The organism is Kitasatospora sp. NPDC056184 (genome assembly GCF_042268405.1).
In the GTDB taxonomy this organism is placed as follows: Bacteria; Actinomycetota; Actinomycetes; order Streptomycetales; family Streptomycetaceae; genus Kitasatospora.
The window spans coordinates 173,165-191,110 of record NZ_JBHJUI010000004.1 but is presented as its reverse complement, the minus strand read 5'-3'; the positions used below and the strand labels follow the sequence as shown (position 1 = coordinate 191,110).

Annotated in this window: 16 protein-coding genes; 9 read left to right on the top strand and 7 right to left on the bottom strand. The window is 76.2% G+C overall.

Annotation, left to right across the window (positions count from 1 at the left end; translation table 11 throughout):
- Positions 1-192: 192 nt before the first annotated feature.
- Positions 193-1,434: a cytochrome P450 gene (locus ACFC0B_RS10775; RefSeq protein WP_376084669.1), complete on the top strand. Its 1,242-nt coding sequence runs from the start codon at positions 193-195 to the stop codon at positions 1,432-1,434.
- Positions 1,431-1,694 (top strand): ferredoxin, encoded by a 264-nt coding sequence (locus ACFC0B_RS10770; protein ID WP_376084668.1) that lies wholly within the window; start codon positions 1,431-1,433, stop codon positions 1,692-1,694. The genes ACFC0B_RS10775 and ACFC0B_RS10770 overlap by 4 nt, the downstream gene beginning before the upstream one ends.
- 51 nt (positions 1,695-1,745) lie before the next feature.
- On the opposite strand, the gene ACFC0B_RS10765 is transcribed toward ACFC0B_RS10770, so the two are convergent.
- Entirely contained in the window at positions 1,746-2,978 is a 1,233-nt protein-coding gene (locus ACFC0B_RS10765; RefSeq protein ID WP_376084667.1) for a phosphotransferase, read from the bottom strand.
- A gap of 121 nt (positions 2,979-3,099) precedes the next feature.
- Between ACFC0B_RS10765 and ACFC0B_RS10760 the strand changes: the two genes are divergently transcribed.
- The gene (locus ACFC0B_RS10760) at positions 3,100-3,720 is read left to right on the top strand and encodes a DUF4262 domain-containing protein (RefSeq protein ID WP_376084666.1); all 621 of its coding nucleotides are present in this window, start codon (positions 3,100-3,102) and stop codon (positions 3,718-3,720) included.
- A gap of 19 nt (positions 3,721-3,739) precedes the next feature.
- On the opposite strand, the gene ACFC0B_RS10755 is transcribed toward ACFC0B_RS10760, so the two are convergent.
- Both ACFC0B_RS10755 and ACFC0B_RS10750 read right to left on the bottom strand, forming a co-directional pair.
- Positions 3,740-4,606, bottom strand: coding sequence for a PhzF family phenazine biosynthesis protein (locus ACFC0B_RS10755; protein ID WP_376084664.1), 867 nt, complete (start codon positions 4,604-4,606; stop codon positions 3,740-3,742).
- 38 nt (positions 4,607-4,644) lie between these two features.
- Entirely contained in the window at positions 4,645-5,742 is a 1,098-nt protein-coding gene (locus ACFC0B_RS10750; protein ID WP_376084662.1) for a DUF5937 family protein, read from the bottom strand.
- Positions 5,743-5,843: 101 nt separating this feature from the next.
- Between ACFC0B_RS10750 and ACFC0B_RS10745 the strand changes: the two genes are divergently transcribed.
- The 4 genes from ACFC0B_RS10745 (at position 5,844) to ACFC0B_RS10730 (ending at position 9,892) form a co-directional block, all read left to right on the top strand.
- Positions 5,844-7,139, top strand: a complete 1,296-nt coding sequence (locus ACFC0B_RS10745) for an MFS transporter (protein ID WP_376084660.1) — start codon at positions 5,844-5,846, stop codon at positions 7,137-7,139.
- 123 nt (positions 7,140-7,262) lie between these two features.
- Positions 7,263-8,066 carry an MBL fold metallo-hydrolase gene (locus tag ACFC0B_RS10740; protein ID WP_376084658.1) on the top strand — a complete coding sequence of 268 codons (804 nt, stop codon included), beginning with the start codon at positions 7,263-7,265 and terminating at the stop codon, positions 8,064-8,066.
- A gap of 5 nt (positions 8,067-8,071) precedes the next feature.
- Positions 8,072-8,503, top strand: a complete 432-nt coding sequence (locus ACFC0B_RS10735; protein ID WP_376084656.1) for a nuclear transport factor 2 family protein — start codon at positions 8,072-8,074, stop codon at positions 8,501-8,503.
- A 132-nt stretch (positions 8,504-8,635) separates the two neighbouring features.
- Positions 8,636-9,892: an NAD(P)/FAD-dependent oxidoreductase gene (locus ACFC0B_RS10730; protein WP_376084654.1), complete on the top strand. Its 1,257-nt coding sequence runs from the start codon at positions 8,636-8,638 to the stop codon at positions 9,890-9,892.
- Positions 9,893-9,976: 84 nt separating this feature from the next.
- Here the strand turns inward: ACFC0B_RS10730 and ACFC0B_RS10725 are convergent, their stop codons facing one another.
- Both ACFC0B_RS10725 and ACFC0B_RS10720 read right to left on the bottom strand, forming a co-directional pair.
- Positions 9,977-11,602: an alpha/beta hydrolase gene (locus ACFC0B_RS10725; protein ID WP_376084652.1), complete on the bottom strand. Its 1,626-nt coding sequence runs from the start codon at positions 11,600-11,602 to the stop codon at positions 9,977-9,979.
- Positions 11,603-11,847: 245 nt separating this feature from the next.
- On the bottom strand, positions 11,848-13,104 hold the full coding sequence (locus ACFC0B_RS10720) for an MFS transporter (RefSeq protein ID WP_376084650.1): 1,257 nt from the start codon (positions 13,102-13,104) through the stop codon (positions 11,848-11,850).
- Between the two features lie 379 nt (positions 13,105-13,483).
- Between ACFC0B_RS10720 and ACFC0B_RS10715 the strand changes: the two genes are divergently transcribed.
- Positions 13,484-15,889 carry a molybdopterin cofactor-binding domain-containing protein gene (locus ACFC0B_RS10715; protein ID WP_376084648.1) on the top strand — a complete coding sequence of 802 codons (2,406 nt, stop codon included), beginning with the start codon at positions 13,484-13,486 and terminating at the stop codon, positions 15,887-15,889.
- A gap of 47 nt (positions 15,890-15,936) precedes the next feature.
- Positions 15,937-16,407: a (2Fe-2S)-binding protein gene (locus ACFC0B_RS10710; protein WP_376084646.1), complete on the top strand. Its 471-nt coding sequence runs from the start codon at positions 15,937-15,939 to the stop codon at positions 16,405-16,407.
- 85 nt (positions 16,408-16,492) lie between these two features.
- On the opposite strand, the gene ACFC0B_RS10705 is transcribed toward ACFC0B_RS10710, so the two are convergent.
- Together ACFC0B_RS10705 and ACFC0B_RS10700 are read right to left on the bottom strand one after the other, a co-directional pair.
- Entirely contained in the window at positions 16,493-16,804 is a 312-nt protein-coding gene (locus ACFC0B_RS10705; protein WP_376084645.1) for a hypothetical protein, read from the bottom strand.
- Between the two features lie 59 nt (positions 16,805-16,863).
- On the bottom strand, positions 16,864-17,877 hold the full coding sequence (locus tag ACFC0B_RS10700) for a zinc-binding dehydrogenase (RefSeq protein ID WP_376084643.1): 1,014 nt from the start codon (positions 17,875-17,877) through the stop codon (positions 16,864-16,866).
- Positions 17,878-17,946 lie beyond the last annotated feature (69 nt).

Genomic DNA, 17,946 nt, shown 5'->3' with positions numbered 1-17,946 from the left:
CCGCCCCGGCCGCGCCCGGGCGTTGGCTGGAATCCTCGCTGACGGCGGCCCGTCGCCCACGTACGGTCGGAGCGAAACCCGGCCCCTTCGGCACACCCGTCGAGCACCGCCGCCCGTCCCCCGCGCACCGCCCGGATCCACCCCCCGTCGGCCGCCGTCCGCGCGGCCACCGCACTGGAGTCTGGAGTACGGATGTCCGCCGAGAACAGCGCCACCGGTGCCGGAACCGGTACCGCCCCCGACCCCGGCGGCGCCCCCGCCGGGCTGCCCCCGCTGCACTGCCTGCGCCTGCTCGAACCCGGTCCGCCCCGCCTGGCCGCCCTACCCACCGGCACCCCGGTCTGGCTGGTCAGCCGGCACCCCGACGTCCGGCAGGTGCTCACCGACCCCCGCCTGGGCCGCGCCCCGCTCTACGCGCCGGACGCCCCGCCCGTCACCCGCGCCCCCAACCTGCTCGACGACCCGACCGCGCTGCTCAACATCGACGGCGTCGAGCACCAGCGGCTGCGCCGCACCGTGCAGCGCGCGTTCACCCCGCGGGCGATCGCCCGCTGGCGCCCCTGGGTGGCCTCCGTCGTCGAGGGCCTGCTGGACGAGCTGATCGACCGGGGCTCGCCCGCCGACATCGTCGCCGGCTACACCCGCCCGCTGCCGATCGCCGTGATCAGCCGGCTGATGGGCCTGGACCTCCTCGACAGCAAGCGGCTGGAGCACTGGAGCGACCACGCCCTGGCCACCACCGCCTACTCGGCGCGGGCGATCCGCACCGCGATCGACGAGTTCGCCGACTTCGGCGCCGGGGTCATCGCCGAGCGCCGCGCCGCCCCCGGCGACGACCTGGTCAGCAGTCTGCTCGCGGCCGCCGCCGACACTCCAGGGATCACCGAGAAGCAGCTCGTCACGCTCGTCATCGGGCTGGTCGTGGCCGGCCACGAGACCACCATGACCTCGCTCGGCAACGCCCTGGTCTACCTCCTCGGCGACGGCCGGGACGCCTGGCGGCAGCTCGCCTCCGACGAGCAGAGCGCGGCCGCCGCCACCGAACAGCTGCTGCGCGCCGTTCCGTTGGGCGACGCCGACGTGATGCCCGGCCTGCTGCGGCGGGCGATCGAGGACGTCGAGATCGGCGGGGTGCGGATCCCCGCCGGAAGCGTCGTCGCCGCCCACGTCGCCGCCGCCAACACCGACGCCTCGGTGTTCACCGGGGACCTGCTGACCGAGCTGTTCTCCCCGCTCGCCGCGCCGTCGTACACCTTCGGCGCCGGGCCGCACCACTGTCTGGGCGCCTGGCTCGCCCGGATGGAGCTGGAACTCGCCCTGCACCGGCTGGCCCGGCGGCTGCCCGCGCTGCGGCTCGCCGCGCCGGAGGAGGCCGTGGAGTGGCGGCGCGGTCTGCTGACCCGCAGCCCGCAGCGTCTGGAGGTCGCCTGGTGACGGATCCGCGGACCGCACCCGCCGTCATCGTCCAGGTCGACCACGACCGCTGCATCGGCTCGGGCATGTGCGCGCTCACCGCGCCCGCGTCGCTGGCGCTCGGTGCCGACGGCCTGGCCCGTCCGCTGCGCGAGCAGCCGACCGGCGCCGCCGGGGAACCGCTCACCCCGGAGCTGGCCGACGCCGTCGACTACTGCCCGGTCGAGGCGCTCGCCCTGTACGGCGCCCGGGACGGCCGGCGGATCAGCCCGAACGGCTGACCCGGTGTGCGGCGCCGCGCCCCGTCCGGCGCGGCGCCGCACGGCGGTCGGTCACCCGGCCGCCGCCAGGGCGCGCCGCACCTCGGCCGCCGGATCGCCCTCGTGGTAGGGGCGCTCGCTGTCCTCGATGTGGTCCAGGAACTCCTGGTAGCGCAGCGCGTAGCCGAGGTGGAACAGCGGAGCGGCCAGCTCCAGCGCCCGCTCCGGCGCGCAGCCCGGCACCCGCTCGCGCCAGGCCTCCGCCCAGACCGCGGCCAGCCGGCCCCACCGCTCCTCGTCGACGAACCCCCGCGGCCGCAGCCCGTCCATGACCGGATGGCCCAGACAGGTGTCCGCGAAGTCGATGACGACCGGTCCGCCGCCGTCGGAGCGCCAGTTGCCGGGGTGGAAGTCGCCGTGCACCGCGGTCTCCGGCAGCCCGCACCCGGCCAGCTCCCCGACCAGGGCGGGCAGCCGCGCGGCCAGCGCCCGGGCGTCGGCGAGCTCCCCGTCCGTCAGCTCCGACCCGGCGGCGAGCCGGTCGAGCAGCGCGGGAACGGCGGCGGCCAGCGCGCGCGGGGTGCGGTCGGGCAGCCCGGCCGCGGCGGCCCTGCCGTCGGCCGCCAGCGCGGCCTGGGCGGCCACCAGCCGCGGCACGACGTCCGCCACCTCCGCCTCCGACGGGCCCCAGCAGTCCTCCCCGGGCACCTCCTCCAGCAGCACCCGCCCGTGCGCCGGGTCGGCGGCGAGCACCACCGGTACCAGCGCCGGGCCGGCCGCGCCGAACAGCGCGATCGCCTCCGCCTCACGGGCGTTGAACGCCGGGTTGATCACCTTCAGCCAGGCCGGGCCGGCGGCCGTCGGCAGCCGGAACAGGCCGGACAGGTTCCAGGTGCGGACCTGCTCGGCGCGCCCGGTGACCGGCCGTCCGGCCGCCGCCAGCGCCCGCTCCGCCCAGTCGAGCGCCGCCCGCAGCCCCTCCGGCGTGGCCCAGCCGGCCCGCCGCTCGGCCGGGCCCAGCAGCGCCCCGGTCTCCGCGTCCAGCGGCCGCGCGGCCCGCCCGTCCGGGCGCTCCAGCGCCTCGGCGTGGTACACCGTGTGCCCGTCGCGGCCGCCCTCACCGCCCGTCACCCGGACCAGCCGGACCACCGCCACCGGCACCCCGACCTCGGCCGAGACCCGCTCCACCACCGCCCCGACCGACGACCACCACGGCTCCCCCACCTCGAAGGGGCCCACCGGCCCCAGGTAGTCGCCGCCGTGGGTGAGATGGACGCCGACCGTCCGCATGTTCGCCTGATTCACCGTCGCAGGTTCCCTCATCGGCCCCACCCGCGCGACCGGTTTTCCGGGGACGGTCCGGAGCGGGGCGACGGCGCCCCGCCCCGCCGGACCACCGCCCTGACCTGTGTGTTGTGATGGCCGCATGGCTACACCCCCCGCCCCCGCGGCCACCGCGGTCTGCCCCTGCGTGATCTGCGCCGCCGACGCCCCGGACCGTTCCGGCAGGATCCGGGCGCGCCGCCGGGGCGGCGCGCCCCGCGTCTCCCGGCACTGGCGGCGCGAGGCGGGCGACGTCCTGGCGCACGGCCACCACGTGGTCGGCATCGCGGGCGGCGGCTCCGTCCCGGACTGGGCGTTCACGGTGGGCCGCTGGCACAGCGCGCGCCTCCCGGAGCTGGCCATGGTCGGCCTGGACGCGTACGGCCTGATGAACTGGCTCAACGAGGCCGCGGCCCGGCTGCGCGAGGGCGCGTCCGCGGAGCCGGACGGCCTGCTCACCGGGGTGATCGACGGGTACCCGCTGCTGGTCAAGCCGGTCGACCCCAGCTGGCACCGGCCCCTGCTCGGCACGGCCGTCGGCTTCTACCGCCGCGTCCCCGTTCCGGTGCTCCAGCTGGTCTGGCCCGACCGGGACCACCGCTGGCCCTGGGAGCCGGAGGCCTCCCCCGGCTGCCGGGCCCAGCCGCGCCTCTGGCTGCCGGTCGACGCCCACCCGGAGGGCGTGTGGACGGAGGAGGCGGCCGCCGCCGGGGCCGAGGACTGAACCCACCGGCCCCGGGACCCTACGGGATGGCCACCGCCGCTCCGGAGACCCGGACGCGCGGGGCCGCCGTGCGCAGGTCGACGCGGAGCAGACCGGGGCGGCCGAGGTCCTCCCCCTGGTGGAGGGTGACCGTGTCCGGGGCACCGGCCGGGTCGAGGTCGCGCAGGTAGGCGCCGAAGGCCGCGGCCGCCGCGCCGGTGGCCGGGTCCTCGACGACGCCGCCGACCGGGAACGGGTCGCGGACGTGGAAGACGTCGGGGGCGGCGCGCCAGACCAGCTGGAGGGTGACCAGGTCACGGGCGGTCATGAAGGCGGCGAGGCCGTCGAAGTCGTAGGCGAGCCGGGCCAGCCGCTCCCGGGTCGCGGCCGCCAGCACGAGGTGCCGGGCGCCCGCGTAGGCGTAGCGGGGCGGCAGCGCGGGGTCGAGGTCCCCGGGTGCCCAGCCGAGCAGGGCGAGCGCCTCGGCGACGTCCGCCGCGCCGGCCTCCGTGACGTGCGGCTCGACGCTGGTGAGGGTGGCGCGCAGGCCGCCGTCCGCGCTCTCGGCGACCTCGACCGGCACCTCGCCCGCCGCCGTGCGGTAGAGGTACCGCCCCGGGCCGGCCCGCTCGGCGAGGGCCACGGCGGAGGCGACGGTGGCGTGGCCGCAGAACGGCACCTCGGTCAGCGGGCTGAAGTAGCGCACCGCGTGGCCGCCCGCCGGGTCGGCGGTCAGGAAGGCGGTCTCCGAGTAGCCGACCTCGGCGGCGATCGCGAGCATCCGCTCGGCGGACAGGCCGGTGGCGTCCAGCACCACGCCCGCCGGGTTCCCGCCCTCGGGGTCGGTGGCGAAGGCGGCGTAGCGGAGGATCTCGGGTGCGCCGGGAGCGGCGTCGTCACTGGTCATGACCGCTCGAACGTGCCCGGCCTGGCCGGTGTTCCCCCTCACCGCAGCACCGCCTCCAGCAGGTCGGCGCCGAGCCGGGCGCTGCCGGCCAGGTCGAGCTGGTAGAGCATGTACCGTCCGCGCCGCCGGGTGGTCAGCAGCCCGGCCTTGCGGAGCACCGCCAGGTGCCGCGACACCTCGGGCGCGCTGAGCTGCCAGGCGGCGGCGAGCTCGCCGGTGGTGTGCGGGCCGCGGGCGATGGTGCGGGCGAGCCGGAGGCGGACCGGGTGGGCGAGCGCCTCCAGCCGCTGCTGGACCACCGCGAGCGAGACCGGCTCGGGCAGCCCCTCCTCGGCGACGGGGTACTGCACCACCGGCCGCCAGCCGGAGGCGGAGACCACCAGCAGGTGCGGGTGGCCGAACGCGGTCGGGAGGAAGGTGACACCGCCCGCGGCGCCCGCGCTGGTGGTGTTGTCCTGGAGCTTGTCGACGACGATCCGGCGCCGCCCCTCGCCGGCGTCCTCCAGCAGCACCGAGGAGGAGACGGCGGCCAGTGCCTCGGCCGCGCCGTGCCGCACCAGCAGGTCGGTCTTGCGGCGGGCGTCGGCGGCCAGCTCGGGCAGCACCCGCCGCCACGCGTCGGCGAAGAACGCCTCCGCGCAGTCCTCCAGCATCCGCCGGACCAGCGCCCGGACGGCGGGCGGGTCGGAGAGCAGCCGGTCGGCGAAGTCGGCCTGCCGGGGGCCGCGGGCCAGGGCCAGCTCGCGGGCCCGCTCCTGGGCAACCGGGTCGGTGAGCGGCGAGGCGGTCCGGTTCGCGAGCCGGGTGACGCCGCAGGTCGTCACGAGCGCGGCGCGGACGTACTGCTCGTCCCCGATCCGGTCGACGGCGTCCAGTTCCTCCGCGAGGGTCGCGCCGGGCAGGCCGGGGACGAGGAAGTCGGCGCGCGAGGAGCGCCAGAGGAAGTCGGCCTCGGCGAGCCGCTCGGCGAGCGCCGCCGGGACGGTGGCCGTGGTGCTCGCCGCCCAGCCGTGCAGGGCGGGGTGGTGCGCCGGCTCGGCGAGCACGTGCAGCATGGCGGCGAGTTCGGCCAGCGGGGAGGGGGTGAACAGCAGGCGTTCGTCGGGCAGGCCGGTGATGTCGATGGTCAGGCTCACGCTCCCGATCCTGTCACCCCCGGCGAGGGCGTCCGACGCGGATTGACGCTACTCGTCAATCCGCGTGCCCCCGGGGCGGGGGCGGGCGGACGGTACCGCTCATGAGTCCGATCCAGAGCCCGAAGCGGCAGCACCACGACGACCCGGTCCCCCTCGACGACCCCGCACCCCGCAGCGGCCCGGCCGCCCTGCTCGGCCTGCTCACCGCCGCGGGCGGCCCGCGCTACGCGGCCGCGCTGGTGGTGGACGCCCTCGGCACCGGCCTGCTGCGGCCGTTCCTGCTGCTCTACGGCATCGGCGTGCTCGCGCTGGACGCGGGCGCGGCGGGCCTCGCGATGTCCGCCGGCATGGTCGCCGGCCTGCTCGTCCTCCCGCTGACCGGCCGGTGGATCGACCGGGGCGCGCGCAGCCTGCCGGCGGCGGCGACCCTGCTGGTGCGGGCGGCCGGGTCGGTGGCGCTGCTGCTGGCGGACGGCGTGGCGGGGTTCGTGGCGGCGGCCGTGCTGCTCGGGGTGGGCAGCCAGTCCTGGCCCGCCACGCACGCGGCGGTCGTCTCGACCCTGACCGAGGGCCGCACCCGGGACGCCGCGCTGGCCGCCGGGCGGACGCTGCGCAACGCCGGGCTGGGCGCGGGCGCGCTGCTGGCGACCCTCGCGGTGGCGGGCGGCACGGGGGCGCTGCGGCTGCTCGCCGGGGTGACCGCCGTCGCCTGCCTGCTGTCGGCGGTGCTGGTGCACTCGCTGCGGGTGACCGCTCCCCAGGCGCCGCCGGCCCCCGCCGAGGGCCTCGCGGATTCCGGCGGTACCGGTGGCACCGGTACCACCCGGGACTCGGCGCTGCGCCGGATCACCCTGCTCAGCGTGGCCAACCTGCCCTTCGCGTTCTCCTTCGACGTCCTGGAGGTGGCCCTGCCCGCGCTGCTGGTGCTGCACCTGCACGCCTCCGCGGCCTGGTCCTCGGGCGTCTTCGTGGGCAACACGGTGCTGGTGATCACCCTCCAGCTGGCCGTGGTGCTCCGCCTCGCCCACCGCTCCCGGCACACCGTCCTGGCGGTCGGCGGCCTCGCACTCGCCCTCTCCTACCTGGGCTTCTGGGCGGCCGGCGGGCTCGGCGGCACCGCCGGGGCGGCCGGTGTGGCGGTGGTGTCCGTCCTCTTCACCCTCGGCGAGATCCTCTACTCCGGCTCGGGCACCGCCCTGGTCGCCGCGAGCGCCCCGCCCCACCTGCTCGGCCGCGCCCTGGCCCGCTGGGAGCTGTCGATGGGCGTCGGCCGCGCGCTCGCCCCGGCCGCGCTGACCGGCCTGCTCGCCGCCGGGCCCGGCGTCCTGTGGCCGGTCCTCGCCGCCACCACCCTCCTCGCCGCGGCCGTCGTCGCCCGCCTCCGCCCGGCGGGCTGACCGCGCCCCGCCGCTGCGCACCACGACCGGCCCGGGGTGCGGCCGGGCCTCCGGTCGCCGATCCTGGGCGGCGAGGCACGTGCGCGCGGCGCGCCGGGCCCCGGTCGTGAGGAAGGACACCGCATGAGCGCCCTCGACTTCGAGGTCATCGACAGCCCGGACAGCTCGCTCGACAAGACCTCCGTCCTGGTCACCGGGCCGCAGGACGCGCTGCTGGTCGACGCCGGGTTCACCCGCTCCGACGGGCGGCGGCTGGCGGAGCGGGTGCGGGCCACCGGGAAGCGGCTGACCACGGTGTTCGTCAGCCACGGCGACCCGGACTTCTACTTCGGCGCCCAAGAGGTGCAGGACGCCTTCCCGCAGGCCCGGTTCCTGGCCACCGCGTCGACCGTCGAGCACATCCAGGAGACCTTCGACGCCAAGAAGCAGGCCTGGGCGCACCTGGGGCCGGAGCTGCCGACCCGGCTGGTGCGCCCGGACGTGCTGCACGGCGACGAACTGGTCTTCGAAGGGCACCGCTTCGAGCTGCGCGGCGCGGACTTCCACCTGCCGGACCGGCACTACCTGTGGCAGCACCACCACCGCGCCGTGCTCGGCGGGGTGCTGCTGTTCCAGGGCCTGCACGTGTGGACGGCGGACACCCCGGCGCCGGAGCAGCGGGCGGCCTGGATCGACCTGCTGGACGGCATGGCGGCGCTGGAGCCGGCCCTCGTGGTGGCCGGGCACCGGACGGCGGACGCGCCGACCGACACCTCGCCGATCGACCACACCCGGGACTACCTGCGGGCCTTCGAGACGGAGGTCGGCCGGGCGCCCGACGCGGCGGCGGCCAAGGAGGCGCTGGAGAAGCGCTTCCCGGAGCTGGGCATGAAGCTGGCGGTCGACCTCGGGACGAAGGTCGCCAAGGGCGAGCTGAGCTGGGGCTGAGCACGATGATCGAGATCCCGAGGTCCGCGGCCGCGTTCGCGGAGTCCGACGCCCCGGCCGACGTGGTCCGCCGCCAGTACCTGGCGTCGGCGCGCGGCGACCTGGGGGCGCTGCGGGCGACGCTCGCCGACGACGTGGAGTGGACGGAGATGGCCGGCTTCCCGCTGGCCGGCACCTACCGCACGCCCAAGGGCGTCACCGCAGGGGTGATGGAGCGGCTGGCCGCCGAGTGGGAGGACTGGACGGCGCACGACGACCGGTACGTGGCGGCCGGCGAGGAGGTGGTGGTGCTGGGCCGGTACACGGCGGTGCACAAGACCACCCGGCGGCCGCTGGAGGTGCGGGTGGTGCACCACTTCACGGTGCGCGGCGGGCGGATCGTGCGGTTCGAGCAGTTCACCGACACCGCGCTGGTCCGGGACGCCATGACGCCCTGACCGCGTGCCGCGCCGCGCCGACCGTGTCACCCGTTCGGGGGAGCCCGCGCGGCGCGCCGGACGCGCCCTCGACAGCTCCCCCTACCGGCGGCAGGCTGTCCGTGATTTCCGCCGGAGAGCGAGGAGTTCACCATGAGCACGGACAGCAACGGCACCGACGGCGGCGGGCGGCAGCGCCCCTTCGTGATCGTCGGCGCCTCCCTCGGCGGAGCGAAGGCTGCCCAGGCGCTGCGCGAGGCCGGGTACACCGGCGGCATCGTGCTGATCGGCGACGAGCACGAGCGCCCGTACGAGCGCCCGCCGCTCTCCAAGGGCTACCTGCTCGGCACGACGGACCGGGAGAAGATCTACGTCCACCCGCCGCAGTGGTACGCCGAGCACGACGTGACGCTGCGCCTGGGCACGCCGGTGGTCTCCGTCGACCCGGCCGCGCACACCGTGACCCTGGCCGACGACGGACAGATCGAGTACGCCAAGCTGCTGCTGACCACCGGCTCGGTGCCGCGCCGCCTGCCGGTGCCCGGGGCGGACCAGGACGGCGTGCACTACCTGCGCCGGGTGGAGGACAGCGAGCGGATCCGCGCGGCGTTCCGCCCGGACGCCCGGATCGTGGTGATCGGCGCGGGCTGGATCGGCCTGGAGACGGCCGCCGCCGCACGGACGGCGGGCGCGCGGGTGACGGTCCTGGAGGCGGCCGAGCTCCCGCTGCTGCGGGTCCTGGGCCGCGAGGTCGCGCAGGTCTTCGCCGACCTGCACCGCGAGCACGGCGTGGACCTGCGCTTCGGCGCGCAGGTCACGGAACTGACCGGCGAGGGCGGCCGGGTCACCGGCGTCCGGCTCGCGGACGGCACGACGGTGCCGGCGGACGCGGTGGTGGTCGGCATCGGCATCACCCCGGACACCGCGCTCGCCGAGTCGGCCGGCCTGGAGGTCGACAACGGCATCAAGACCGACGAGCACCTCCGCACCTCCGACCCCGACATCCACGCGGCGGGCGACGTCGCCAACGCCTACCACCCCCTCTTCGCCCGCCACCTCCGCGTCGAGCACTGGGCCAACGCCGTCAACCAGCCCGGGACCGCCGCCCGCGCCATGCTCGGCGAGGACGCGGTGTACGACCGCGTCCCCTACTTCTTCACGGACCAGTTCGAGCTCGGCATGGAGTACGTCGGCTGGGTCGAGCCGGGCGGCTACGACCGCGTGGTCTTCCGCGGCGACCCCGCCACCCGCGAGTTCATCGCCTTCTGGCTCGCCGACGGCCGCGTCCTGGCCGGCATGAACGTCAACGTCTGGGACGTCACCGACCCCGTCCGCGACCTGATCCGCTCCGGCCGCACCGTGGACCTCAAGGCCCTCGCCGACCCCGCCGTCCCCCTCACCGAGCTCTGACCCGAGCGCGGAAGGCCGAACGGCCCGGTCCCGGAAGGCTGTTTCCGGGAGCGGGCCGTTCGAGATTTCGGGTGGTCGGGGGTGTCAGGCGACCGGGGGGAAGGCCTCGACGTCCGGCTTCAGGAGCTGGCCGGGGGCGGGGGCCTTCTGGTTCACCAGGTAGTCGGTGACCAGCTTGCCCAGCTCCTTGCTGCGGCCGACGGCGCAGTGCTCGACCACGTCGACCGAGACCAGGACCGCGTTGCCCAGCTGGCGCTGCATGCGCTGGGAGAAGGTGTAGTTGGTGGCCGGGTCGTAGAGGTTGCCGATGACCATCACCGGGGTGGCGGTCTTCTTGCCCCACGGGCCGGTGAAGCGCTCGGCGTCGCGGGCCGGGGCCGGCCAGGTGGAGCAGGTCGGGCCGTCGAAGGCCTGGTAGCGGCCGAAGGTCGGCGACTCCTTCTCCCAGGCCTTGGCCAGGTTGACGAAGGTCCGGGGGTTGGACGGGTACGGCTTGTCCTGGCAGTTGACGCCGTAGTAGGAGTCGTCGGCGGAGTACGGGGTCTCCGGCAGGGCCTCGCGCAGCGCGTTCGGCACCTCGGTGGCGAGCACCTTGGCGTCCTCGACGGCGGCCGGGTCGACCGGGGCGGCGGGGGCCAGGCCCTGGGCGGCGGCGGCCGGGGCCTGGAGCACCTGGTGCAGCGCCTGGAGGGACCTGGCGAGCGGCGCCTGGCGGCTCTGCGCGTAGAGCGCGTTGGCGACCTGGCTGGTGAAGCTGGAGAGGGTGACCTGGGAGCCGTCCGGCAGGGTGGCCGGGGCGGTGCGCAGCTTGTCGCGGATGGCGTCGAACTTGGTGCGGGTGTCGCCGTCGCCGAAGGCGCAGCGCGGGGCGCCGGCGGTCTGGCAGCGCTTGAGGTACTCGGTGAGGGCGACCTCGAAGCCGGTGGCGCGCTGGCGGTCGTACTCGACGCCGTTGTGCATCCGCAGGTTGGGGTCGACGTTACCGTCGACGATCACCGCGCGGACCTTGTTCGGGTACATGCCGGCGTAGGTGGCGCCGATCAGGGTGCCGTAGGAGAAGCCGGCGAAGGTCAGCTTGGCGTCGCCGACGGCGCGGCGCATCCGGTCGAGGTCGCGGACCACGTTGATGGTCGACATGTGCTCGATGAGCGGGCCGGCGTTGCGCGAGCAGGCGTCGGTGTAGTCCTCGGTGGCGTCGATGGTCTGGGCTATCTCGGCCTTGGTCACCGGGACGCCGACCATCCGGTCGTTGACGCCGGCGGCCTCCTCGTCGGTGGTGAAGCACTTGAGCGGGTTGCTGCGGGCCACGCCGCGCGGGTCGAAGCCGACCAGGTCGAAGCGGTCCTGGACGTCCTTGCCGAAGCGGGTGGTGGTGGCCCAGAGGTAGCCGCTGCCGCCCGGGCCGCCGGGGTTGAGGAACAGCGAGCCGATCCGCTTGGCCGGGTCGGCGGCGCGGCGGCGCATCATCGCGATGCCGACGGTCTCGCCGTCGGGGTGGTCGTAGTCGAGCGGCACCTGGTAGACGGCGCAGTCGTAGATCTTCGGGTCCGGCTGGCTCGGATCCGGGTTGCACGGCTTCCAGTCGACCGGTGCCACCTTGGCCTCGGCGGCCGGGCCGGGGTCCGGTGCGGCGACGGCCGCGGCGGCCGAGCCGGCGACGAGGGCGAGGGCACTGGTGACCGCCAGTGCCGCGCTGGTGATACGGGACACGAAACCTCCTCCGGTTCTGCAAACCCGGACAGCCTGTCAGGCCGCGATCAACAGGGGAAGACGTGTGCGACAGGAGATTCTTGCGAAGGCGGCCCGTGCGGGCGTCAATCCCCTTCCACCGGGCCGGAATGACGGGAAACAGTGCGGCCGATGGCTGAAGATCATCATTCACCGTATGGTCTGGCAGGCCGCTCGGCGGCGCCCACCCCGACGGCGGACGGGCCGACACCGCGTCGGGCGAGCCGTCAGCAGGCCCCGGTGAGCACCCCGGTGGTGACCGGGGTGCGCCAGGGGCGGTCCCGTTCGGCCCGGCGCACCGCCGGGCCCATCGCGCAGCCGGCGGCCAGGAAGAGCCCGCCGAGCAGCAGCCAGCCCGGCCCGCCGCCGTCCAGCAGCAGCGTGGTCAGCAGCAGCGGCCCGGCGGTGCGGGCCACCGCCACACCGGTGCCGAAGAAGCCCTGGTACTGGCCGAGCCGGTCGGCCGGGGCGAGGTCGAAGGCGATCTGCCAGGACCCGGCGGACTGCTTCATCTCCCCGATCACCTGGAGCACCGCGCCGGCCACCAGCAGCGCCCCCGTCGCCCAGAGCGGAACGGACGCCGCCGAGAGCGCGAAGACCGCACAGGAGGCGAGCAGGACCGCCCCGGCCTGCCGGACGGTCCGGGCGGCCGACCGCAGGCCGGTGACGGCGCGGGCGGTGCGGACCTGGAAGAACGTCACGCCGAGGGTGTTGAGGACGAACAGCGCCGAGCCGAGCCAGCCGAGCTGCGGGGCCCGCTCGGCGATCCACAGCGGGATCACCAGGCTGAGCAGCGGCATCCGCAGCAGCAGAACGGTGTTGACCAGGGCCACCACGACGTAGCGACGGTCCGTCAGCACCGCGAACCCGCCGCCCCGGGCCGGGCGGGCGGCCGACCCGGCCGCGGGCGCCACCGCGGGAAGCCGGAGCAGCAGCAGCCCAGTCGCCAGGAAGCCGGCGGCGGTCAGCGCGAACGCGGCGAGGAAGGCCGCCTTCGTCCCGACCGTCAGCGCGACACCGCCGAGCGCCGCGCCCACCGCCAGCCCGGCGTTGAGGGTGGCCTGGAGCCGGGCGAGCGCCGCCGTCCGCTCCCCCTCCGGGACGAGCCCGCCGACCAGGGCCTGCCGGGCCGCGCCCAGCCCGGACTGGGCGGTCGCGTAGAGGCAGGCGGCGGCCAGGAACGGCAGGAAGGAGCGGACCACCAGGAAGGAGGCCACCACGGCCGCCGTGCCGAGGGCGAGCGCCGCCGCGGTGCCGCGCGCTCCGCGCCGGTCGGCGAGGTGGCCGAGCGGCACCCCGGCGAGCGAGCCGATCGCCCAGGCCACCGCGAGGCCGAGGCCGAGCCGGGCGGGCGAGAGGCCGACGATCCGGGTGAAGTACAGCGCCGAGCTGGTGTAGTACGCGCCGTCGCCGATCGCGCTCACCAACTGGGCTGTGGTGAGGGTGCGTCGGGCCGAGGAGGCGGGGCGGGGGCGGAACGGCACGGGACTCCCTGGGTGGCGGGCCGGGTGGCGGGGCGGCTGGGCGGCGGGCGGGACGGCGGAGTCGGCGCTCGGTGCGCTCCGTGATCACCGACCCCCAGTGTGGATCATCGGCGGACCAGTGGACAGGGCCATTGACAGCCGGTGATCCTGGGCCACTTCACCGGGACGGGGCGCCCGGAACCCGTCCCGGCGCCGGACCGCGCCCCCGTCCGCCCCCCGGCCCGGGCACGCGCCCCCGGGCCCCCCGGTCACCCGGACGGCGGTACCTCGCACACCGCCCGCCGCCTCCCGCGCTCTCCGTGAACGTCCCGTCCGACGACCGCTCAGCTGTCCGATCCCGCCCCGGAAAGCCGTGTTGACCGGTCAGTAGGGCCCTCCTATGCTCATCCGCGTTCTCGTTCGCGAACGCGGACACGACCAGAGACGCGTCACCCCGCGCGAGCGCCGTCCGGCACCGGGACGGGACCGTAGCGGCCCCCGCCCGGCGGGAGCCGCCACCGGCGAGAAGGGCTCTCCCATCAGCACCTCCACCGCGCCCCCGGGCGGCCCGGGTCCCGCCGCCGAGCAGCGGCCCGCCGACACGGCCCGCCGCCGCTTCCTGACCTACCTGATCGCCGCGCCGACCCTCACCGTCGCCGCCCGGGCCGGCCTGGACGCCGCCGCGCCCACCGCCGCCCGCGCCGCCGGGGCCGCGGCCTCCGGAAGCCGGGCCGCCGCCCCCACCCCGCTGCTCGGCCTGCCCGGCGTCCCTGACATCGTCGACCTCGGCCAGGCGCTCCGGATCGCCGGCCTGCCCACCGCGCACCTGCTCGTCCTGGAGATCACCGCCGCCGGCCGCGCCGTCCTCCACCTGCCCCGCGTGGAGGTCGGCCAGGGCCTCACCACCACGGTCGCCATGATGGTCGCCGAGGAACTGGACGCCCGGCTGGCCGACGTCGACGTCCCGCTCTCCGACAGCCGCCCCGACCTGCTGTTCAACCAGCTCACCGGCGCCTCCAACTCGGTCCGCACGCTGTACGACCCGGTGCGCGCGGTGGCCGCCGCCGCCCGCGCCCGGCTGGTCACCGCGGCCGCCCGGCACTGGTCGCTGCCGGCCGCCGCCCTGCGCACCGCCGACTCCGCCGTGCTCGCCCCCGACGGCCGCCGGGTCGGCTACGGCGAGCTCGCCGCCGCGGCCGCCGGCATCGCGGTGCCCGCCGTGCCGACCACCCCCAAACCGGCCGAGCAGCGCCGCGTGGTCGGCCGCCCCACCGGCCGGATCGACGCCCGCGACATCGTCACCGGCCGCGCCCAGTACGCCGGCGACCTCGCCGTGCCCGGCGCGGTGCCGACCGTCGTCGCCCGCCCCACCACCATCAACGGCACCCTGGCCACCCTGGACGCCTCCGCCGCCCGGGCCATGCCCGGCGTGCTCGCCGTGGTGACGATCCCGAGCGGGGTCGCCGTCCTCGCGGAAACGTTCGACCAGGCGCTCAGGGCGCGCGACGCGCTGCGCACCAGCTGGCACCCCGGCCCGGTCGCCGCGCTCTCCGACAGCGACATCCGGCAGCGGCTGCGCACCGCGCACGCGCCGTTCCTGGTGCCCCCGCTGCTCACCCAGTACGTGGACGGCGAGTTCGACTTCGCCTTCGTCAACCACGCGCCGATGGAGGTCCTGACCGCGATCGCCGACGTCCGCCCGAACCGCGCCGAGCTGTGGTTCGCCGCGCAGACCCCGATCGTCGCGCAGCAGACCATCGCCGCCGAACTCGGCCTGCCGCAGGACGCCGTGACGGTCCACGTGGTGCGCGGCGGCGGATCGTTCGGCCGGCGGCTGTTCTACGACGCCGCGCTGGAGGCCGCGCAGATCTCCCGCGCGGCCGGCCGCCCGGTGAAGCTGATGTGGACCCGCAACGACGACATGCGGCACGGCCGGATGCGCCCCGCCACCCACCACCGGATCCGCGCCACCTACGGACTCGGCCAGGTGATCAGCTACGAGCACCGCGCCGCCACCGTGACGACCGACTTCGGCCACGGCCTCGGCGAGGCGCTCACCGCCGCCGGCTTCCAGCTCCAGGCGGCCGGGCTCTCGGTCGCCCAGGCGTTCTTCCTGCTCAGCCAGAGCAACCCGTACGACGTCGGCGTCCCCACCCAGGTGCTCTCCGAGGTGCCGCTGCGGATCCCGACCGGCAGCTGGCGCTCCGTCTACTCCGGCACCGTACGGGTGGCCGACGAGATCATGGTGGACGAGCTGGCCCGGCGCTTCGGCCAGGACCCGGTGGCCTTCCGCCGCGCCCGGCTGCGCGACACGGCCGGCCGGGCCGTCCTCGACACCGTCGCCCGGGCCGGCCGCTGGGGCCGCGCCATGCCGCCCGGCCGGGCCCAGGGCATCGGCTACCACGCGGAGAACGGCGGCCGCACCGCCTACCTGGTCGAACTCGACGCCTCCGAACCCAACCAGCCCCGGGTGACCAGAGCCGTGATCGCCGCCGACCTCGGCACGGTGATCAACCCCACCGGCCTGGAGGCCCAGCTGACCGGCGCGCTGATCGACGGCATCTCGGTGATCCTGCAGGCCGGCAACCACATCGACCACGGCGCGGTCCGGGAGGGCAGCTACGGCGACTTCCACTACGCGCGGCAGAAGCACAGCCCGCCGGAGGTCGAGATCCACCTGCTGCCGCCGAGCGGGCCGCCGGGCGGCGCGGGCGAGCTGGGCGTCCCGGCGGCCTCCGCCGCGGTGGCCAACGCCTACGCCCGGGCGACCGGAACCGGCCCGCGCTCCTTCCCGATCAACTTCTGATCCCGCGTCACGCCCCGCCCGCCGACCCCGAGGAAACGTGCCTCCCCATGCCCAGCCACACCTTCGTGCTCAACGGCCGACCGGTCACCGTCGAGGCACCGGACGACATGCCGCTGCTCTGGGTGCTGCGCGACAAGCTCGGCGTCACCGGCCCCAAGTACGGCTGCGGGGTCGGTGTCTGCCGCGCCTGCACCAGCCACCTGGACGGTGAGGAGGTGCAGCCCTGCATCGTGCCGGTCAAGGACTGCGCGGACCGCCGGGTCACCACGATCGAGGGCCTCGCCGACGGCGACACCCTGCACCCGGTCCAGGAGGCCTGGCTGGAGTGCGACGTCGCCCAGTGCGGCTTCTGCCAGCCCGGCCAGATCATGACGGCGGTCGCCCTGCTGCGCCGCACCCCGGCGCCGACCGACGCCGACATCGACCGGATCCAGAACGTCTGCCGCTGCGGCAGCTACCCCCGGATCCGCGAGGCGATCAAGCGCGCCGCCGCCCGCTCGGCCGCCGCGGGCGGCTGAGCGGGCGACCGGGCGGACACCAGCGCGGGCGGACGGCAGGGCGGACAGCAGGGCGGACGGCAGGGCGGGCGGCCGAAGGGGCCGGTCAGGACTGGTCCCAGGCGTCGACGGTCAGCACCGCGTCCGACGGGCACGCGGCCACCCGCTCGGGGTGCAGCTCGCCCGGCTGGTGGCCGGGGCCGAACACCGAGCCGTCGGCCAGCAGCGGCAGGACCTCCTCCGCCCGGACGGTGTAGCGCAGCGGGTAGCCGTCGAACCGCAGCTGTTCGGCCCGACCGGCCGCGGCCAGGGCGGCGATCCAGTCGAGACCGCCGAGCCCGGTCTCCCACGTGGCGAGCACCTCGCCCTCGCCGTCCCCCACGGCCGGAGCCGTGACCACGAACCACCATCCGAGCATGCGACGCCCTCCCCGTCCCGTACGCGGCACTCCACCGCGAGGCTACGGCACCCGGCCGCTCAGGGGGTGAGCACCAGCCGGATCGGGTTGCCCTTCTTCTGCTCCAGGGCCTCGACCGCCTCGGCGGCCCGGGCCAGCGGGAAGGTGCCGCTCACCGAGCGGGAGAAGTCCAGCCTGCCGCCGCGCACCAGGTCGACCAGGTCGACGACGTCCTTGCCCTCCGAGCCGTAGTGGCCGCGGATCTGCTGGCGCAGGTAGCTGACCAGGGTGCCGTTGGTGATGGTCAGCGGCTGGTTGGTGAGGCCGACCAGCACCAGGCGGCCGTGCTCGCCGAGCGCGGCCATCGCCTGCTCGCGGACCGGGGCCACCCCGGCGAAGTCGAACGCGGCGGCCAGCGGACGGCCGCGGGTCGCGGCGCGCAGCCGGTCGGCGAACTCCGGGTCGCCCGGGTCCAGCGCGGCGTCGGCGCCGAAGGCCAGCGCCCGCTCGCGGGCGGCGGGCAGCGGGTCGACCGCCACGATCGGGTGGGCGCCGACGGCGCGCAGCACCTGGACGCCGTGGGCGCCGAGACCGCCCACGCCCCAGACGCCGACGGCCTCGGCCGGGCGGACGGCACCGGTGCCGGTGATCGCGGCCCACGGCGTGGAGACCGCGTCGGGGATGAAGCAGGCCTGCTCGAAGGGCAGCTCGTCGGGGATCGGCACCAGCGTCTCCACGGTGGCCAGCGCGTACTCGGCCCAGCCGCCGTCGTAGTCGACACCCCGGGTGAGGACGACGCCGTCGCGGCTCTCACCGGCCTGGAGCAGCACGCGGTCGCCGACCGCGGCGGCGGTGACGCCCTCGCCCAGGGTGTGCACGGTGCCCGCGACCTCGTGGCCGAGGGTGACCTTGTCGCCCCGGAGGTGCAGCGGCTTGAGCATGCCCTCGATCAGGTGGACGTCCGAGAGGCAGACGCCGGCGGCGCCGACCTCGATGAGGACCTGTCCCGGCCCCGGCGTGGGCACGGGCACCTCCTCGACGGCGAAGGCGCCCTTCGCGACGTCGAGCCGGCCGGCGAGCATCGTGGCGGTCATCCCGGTTCCCTTCCACAGCGGTGGCGCGGTCGGCGGCCGCACCATCCGAACTTACTTGTTGTTCAACAA

Excerpts from the sequence above, each read along its gene's own strand:
- ACFC0B_RS10715 (WP_376084648.1), top strand. The coding sequence starts at position 13,484 with ATGCTCATCCGCGTTCTCGTTCGCGAACGCGGACACGACCAGAGACGC.
- ACFC0B_RS10705 (WP_376084645.1), bottom strand. The coding sequence starts at position 16,804 with ATGCTCGGATGGTGGTTCGTGGTCACGGCTCCGGCCGTGGGGGACGGC.
- ACFC0B_RS10730 (WP_376084654.1), top strand. The coding sequence starts at position 8,636 with ATGAGCACGGACAGCAACGGCACCGACGGCGGCGGGCGGCAGCGCCCC.
- ACFC0B_RS10775 (WP_376084669.1), top strand. The coding sequence starts at position 193 with ATGTCCGCCGAGAACAGCGCCACCGGTGCCGGAACCGGTACCGCCCCC.
- ACFC0B_RS10760 (WP_376084666.1), top strand. The coding sequence starts at position 3,100 with ATGGCTACACCCCCCGCCCCCGCGGCCACCGCGGTCTGCCCCTGCGTG.
- ACFC0B_RS10700 (WP_376084643.1), bottom strand. The coding sequence starts at position 17,877 with ATGACCGCCACGATGCTCGCCGGCCGGCTCGACGTCGCGAAGGGCGCC.
- ACFC0B_RS10735 (WP_376084656.1), top strand. The coding sequence starts at position 8,072 with ATGATCGAGATCCCGAGGTCCGCGGCCGCGTTCGCGGAGTCCGACGCC.
- ACFC0B_RS10745 (WP_376084660.1), top strand. The coding sequence starts at position 5,844 with ATGAGTCCGATCCAGAGCCCGAAGCGGCAGCACCACGACGACCCGGTC.
- ACFC0B_RS10710 (WP_376084646.1), top strand. The coding sequence starts at position 15,937 with ATGCCCAGCCACACCTTCGTGCTCAACGGCCGACCGGTCACCGTCGAG.
- ACFC0B_RS10755 (WP_376084664.1), bottom strand. The coding sequence starts at position 4,606 with ATGACCAGTGACGACGCCGCTCCCGGCGCACCCGAGATCCTCCGCTAC.
- ACFC0B_RS10740 (WP_376084658.1), top strand. The coding sequence starts at position 7,263 with ATGAGCGCCCTCGACTTCGAGGTCATCGACAGCCCGGACAGCTCGCTC.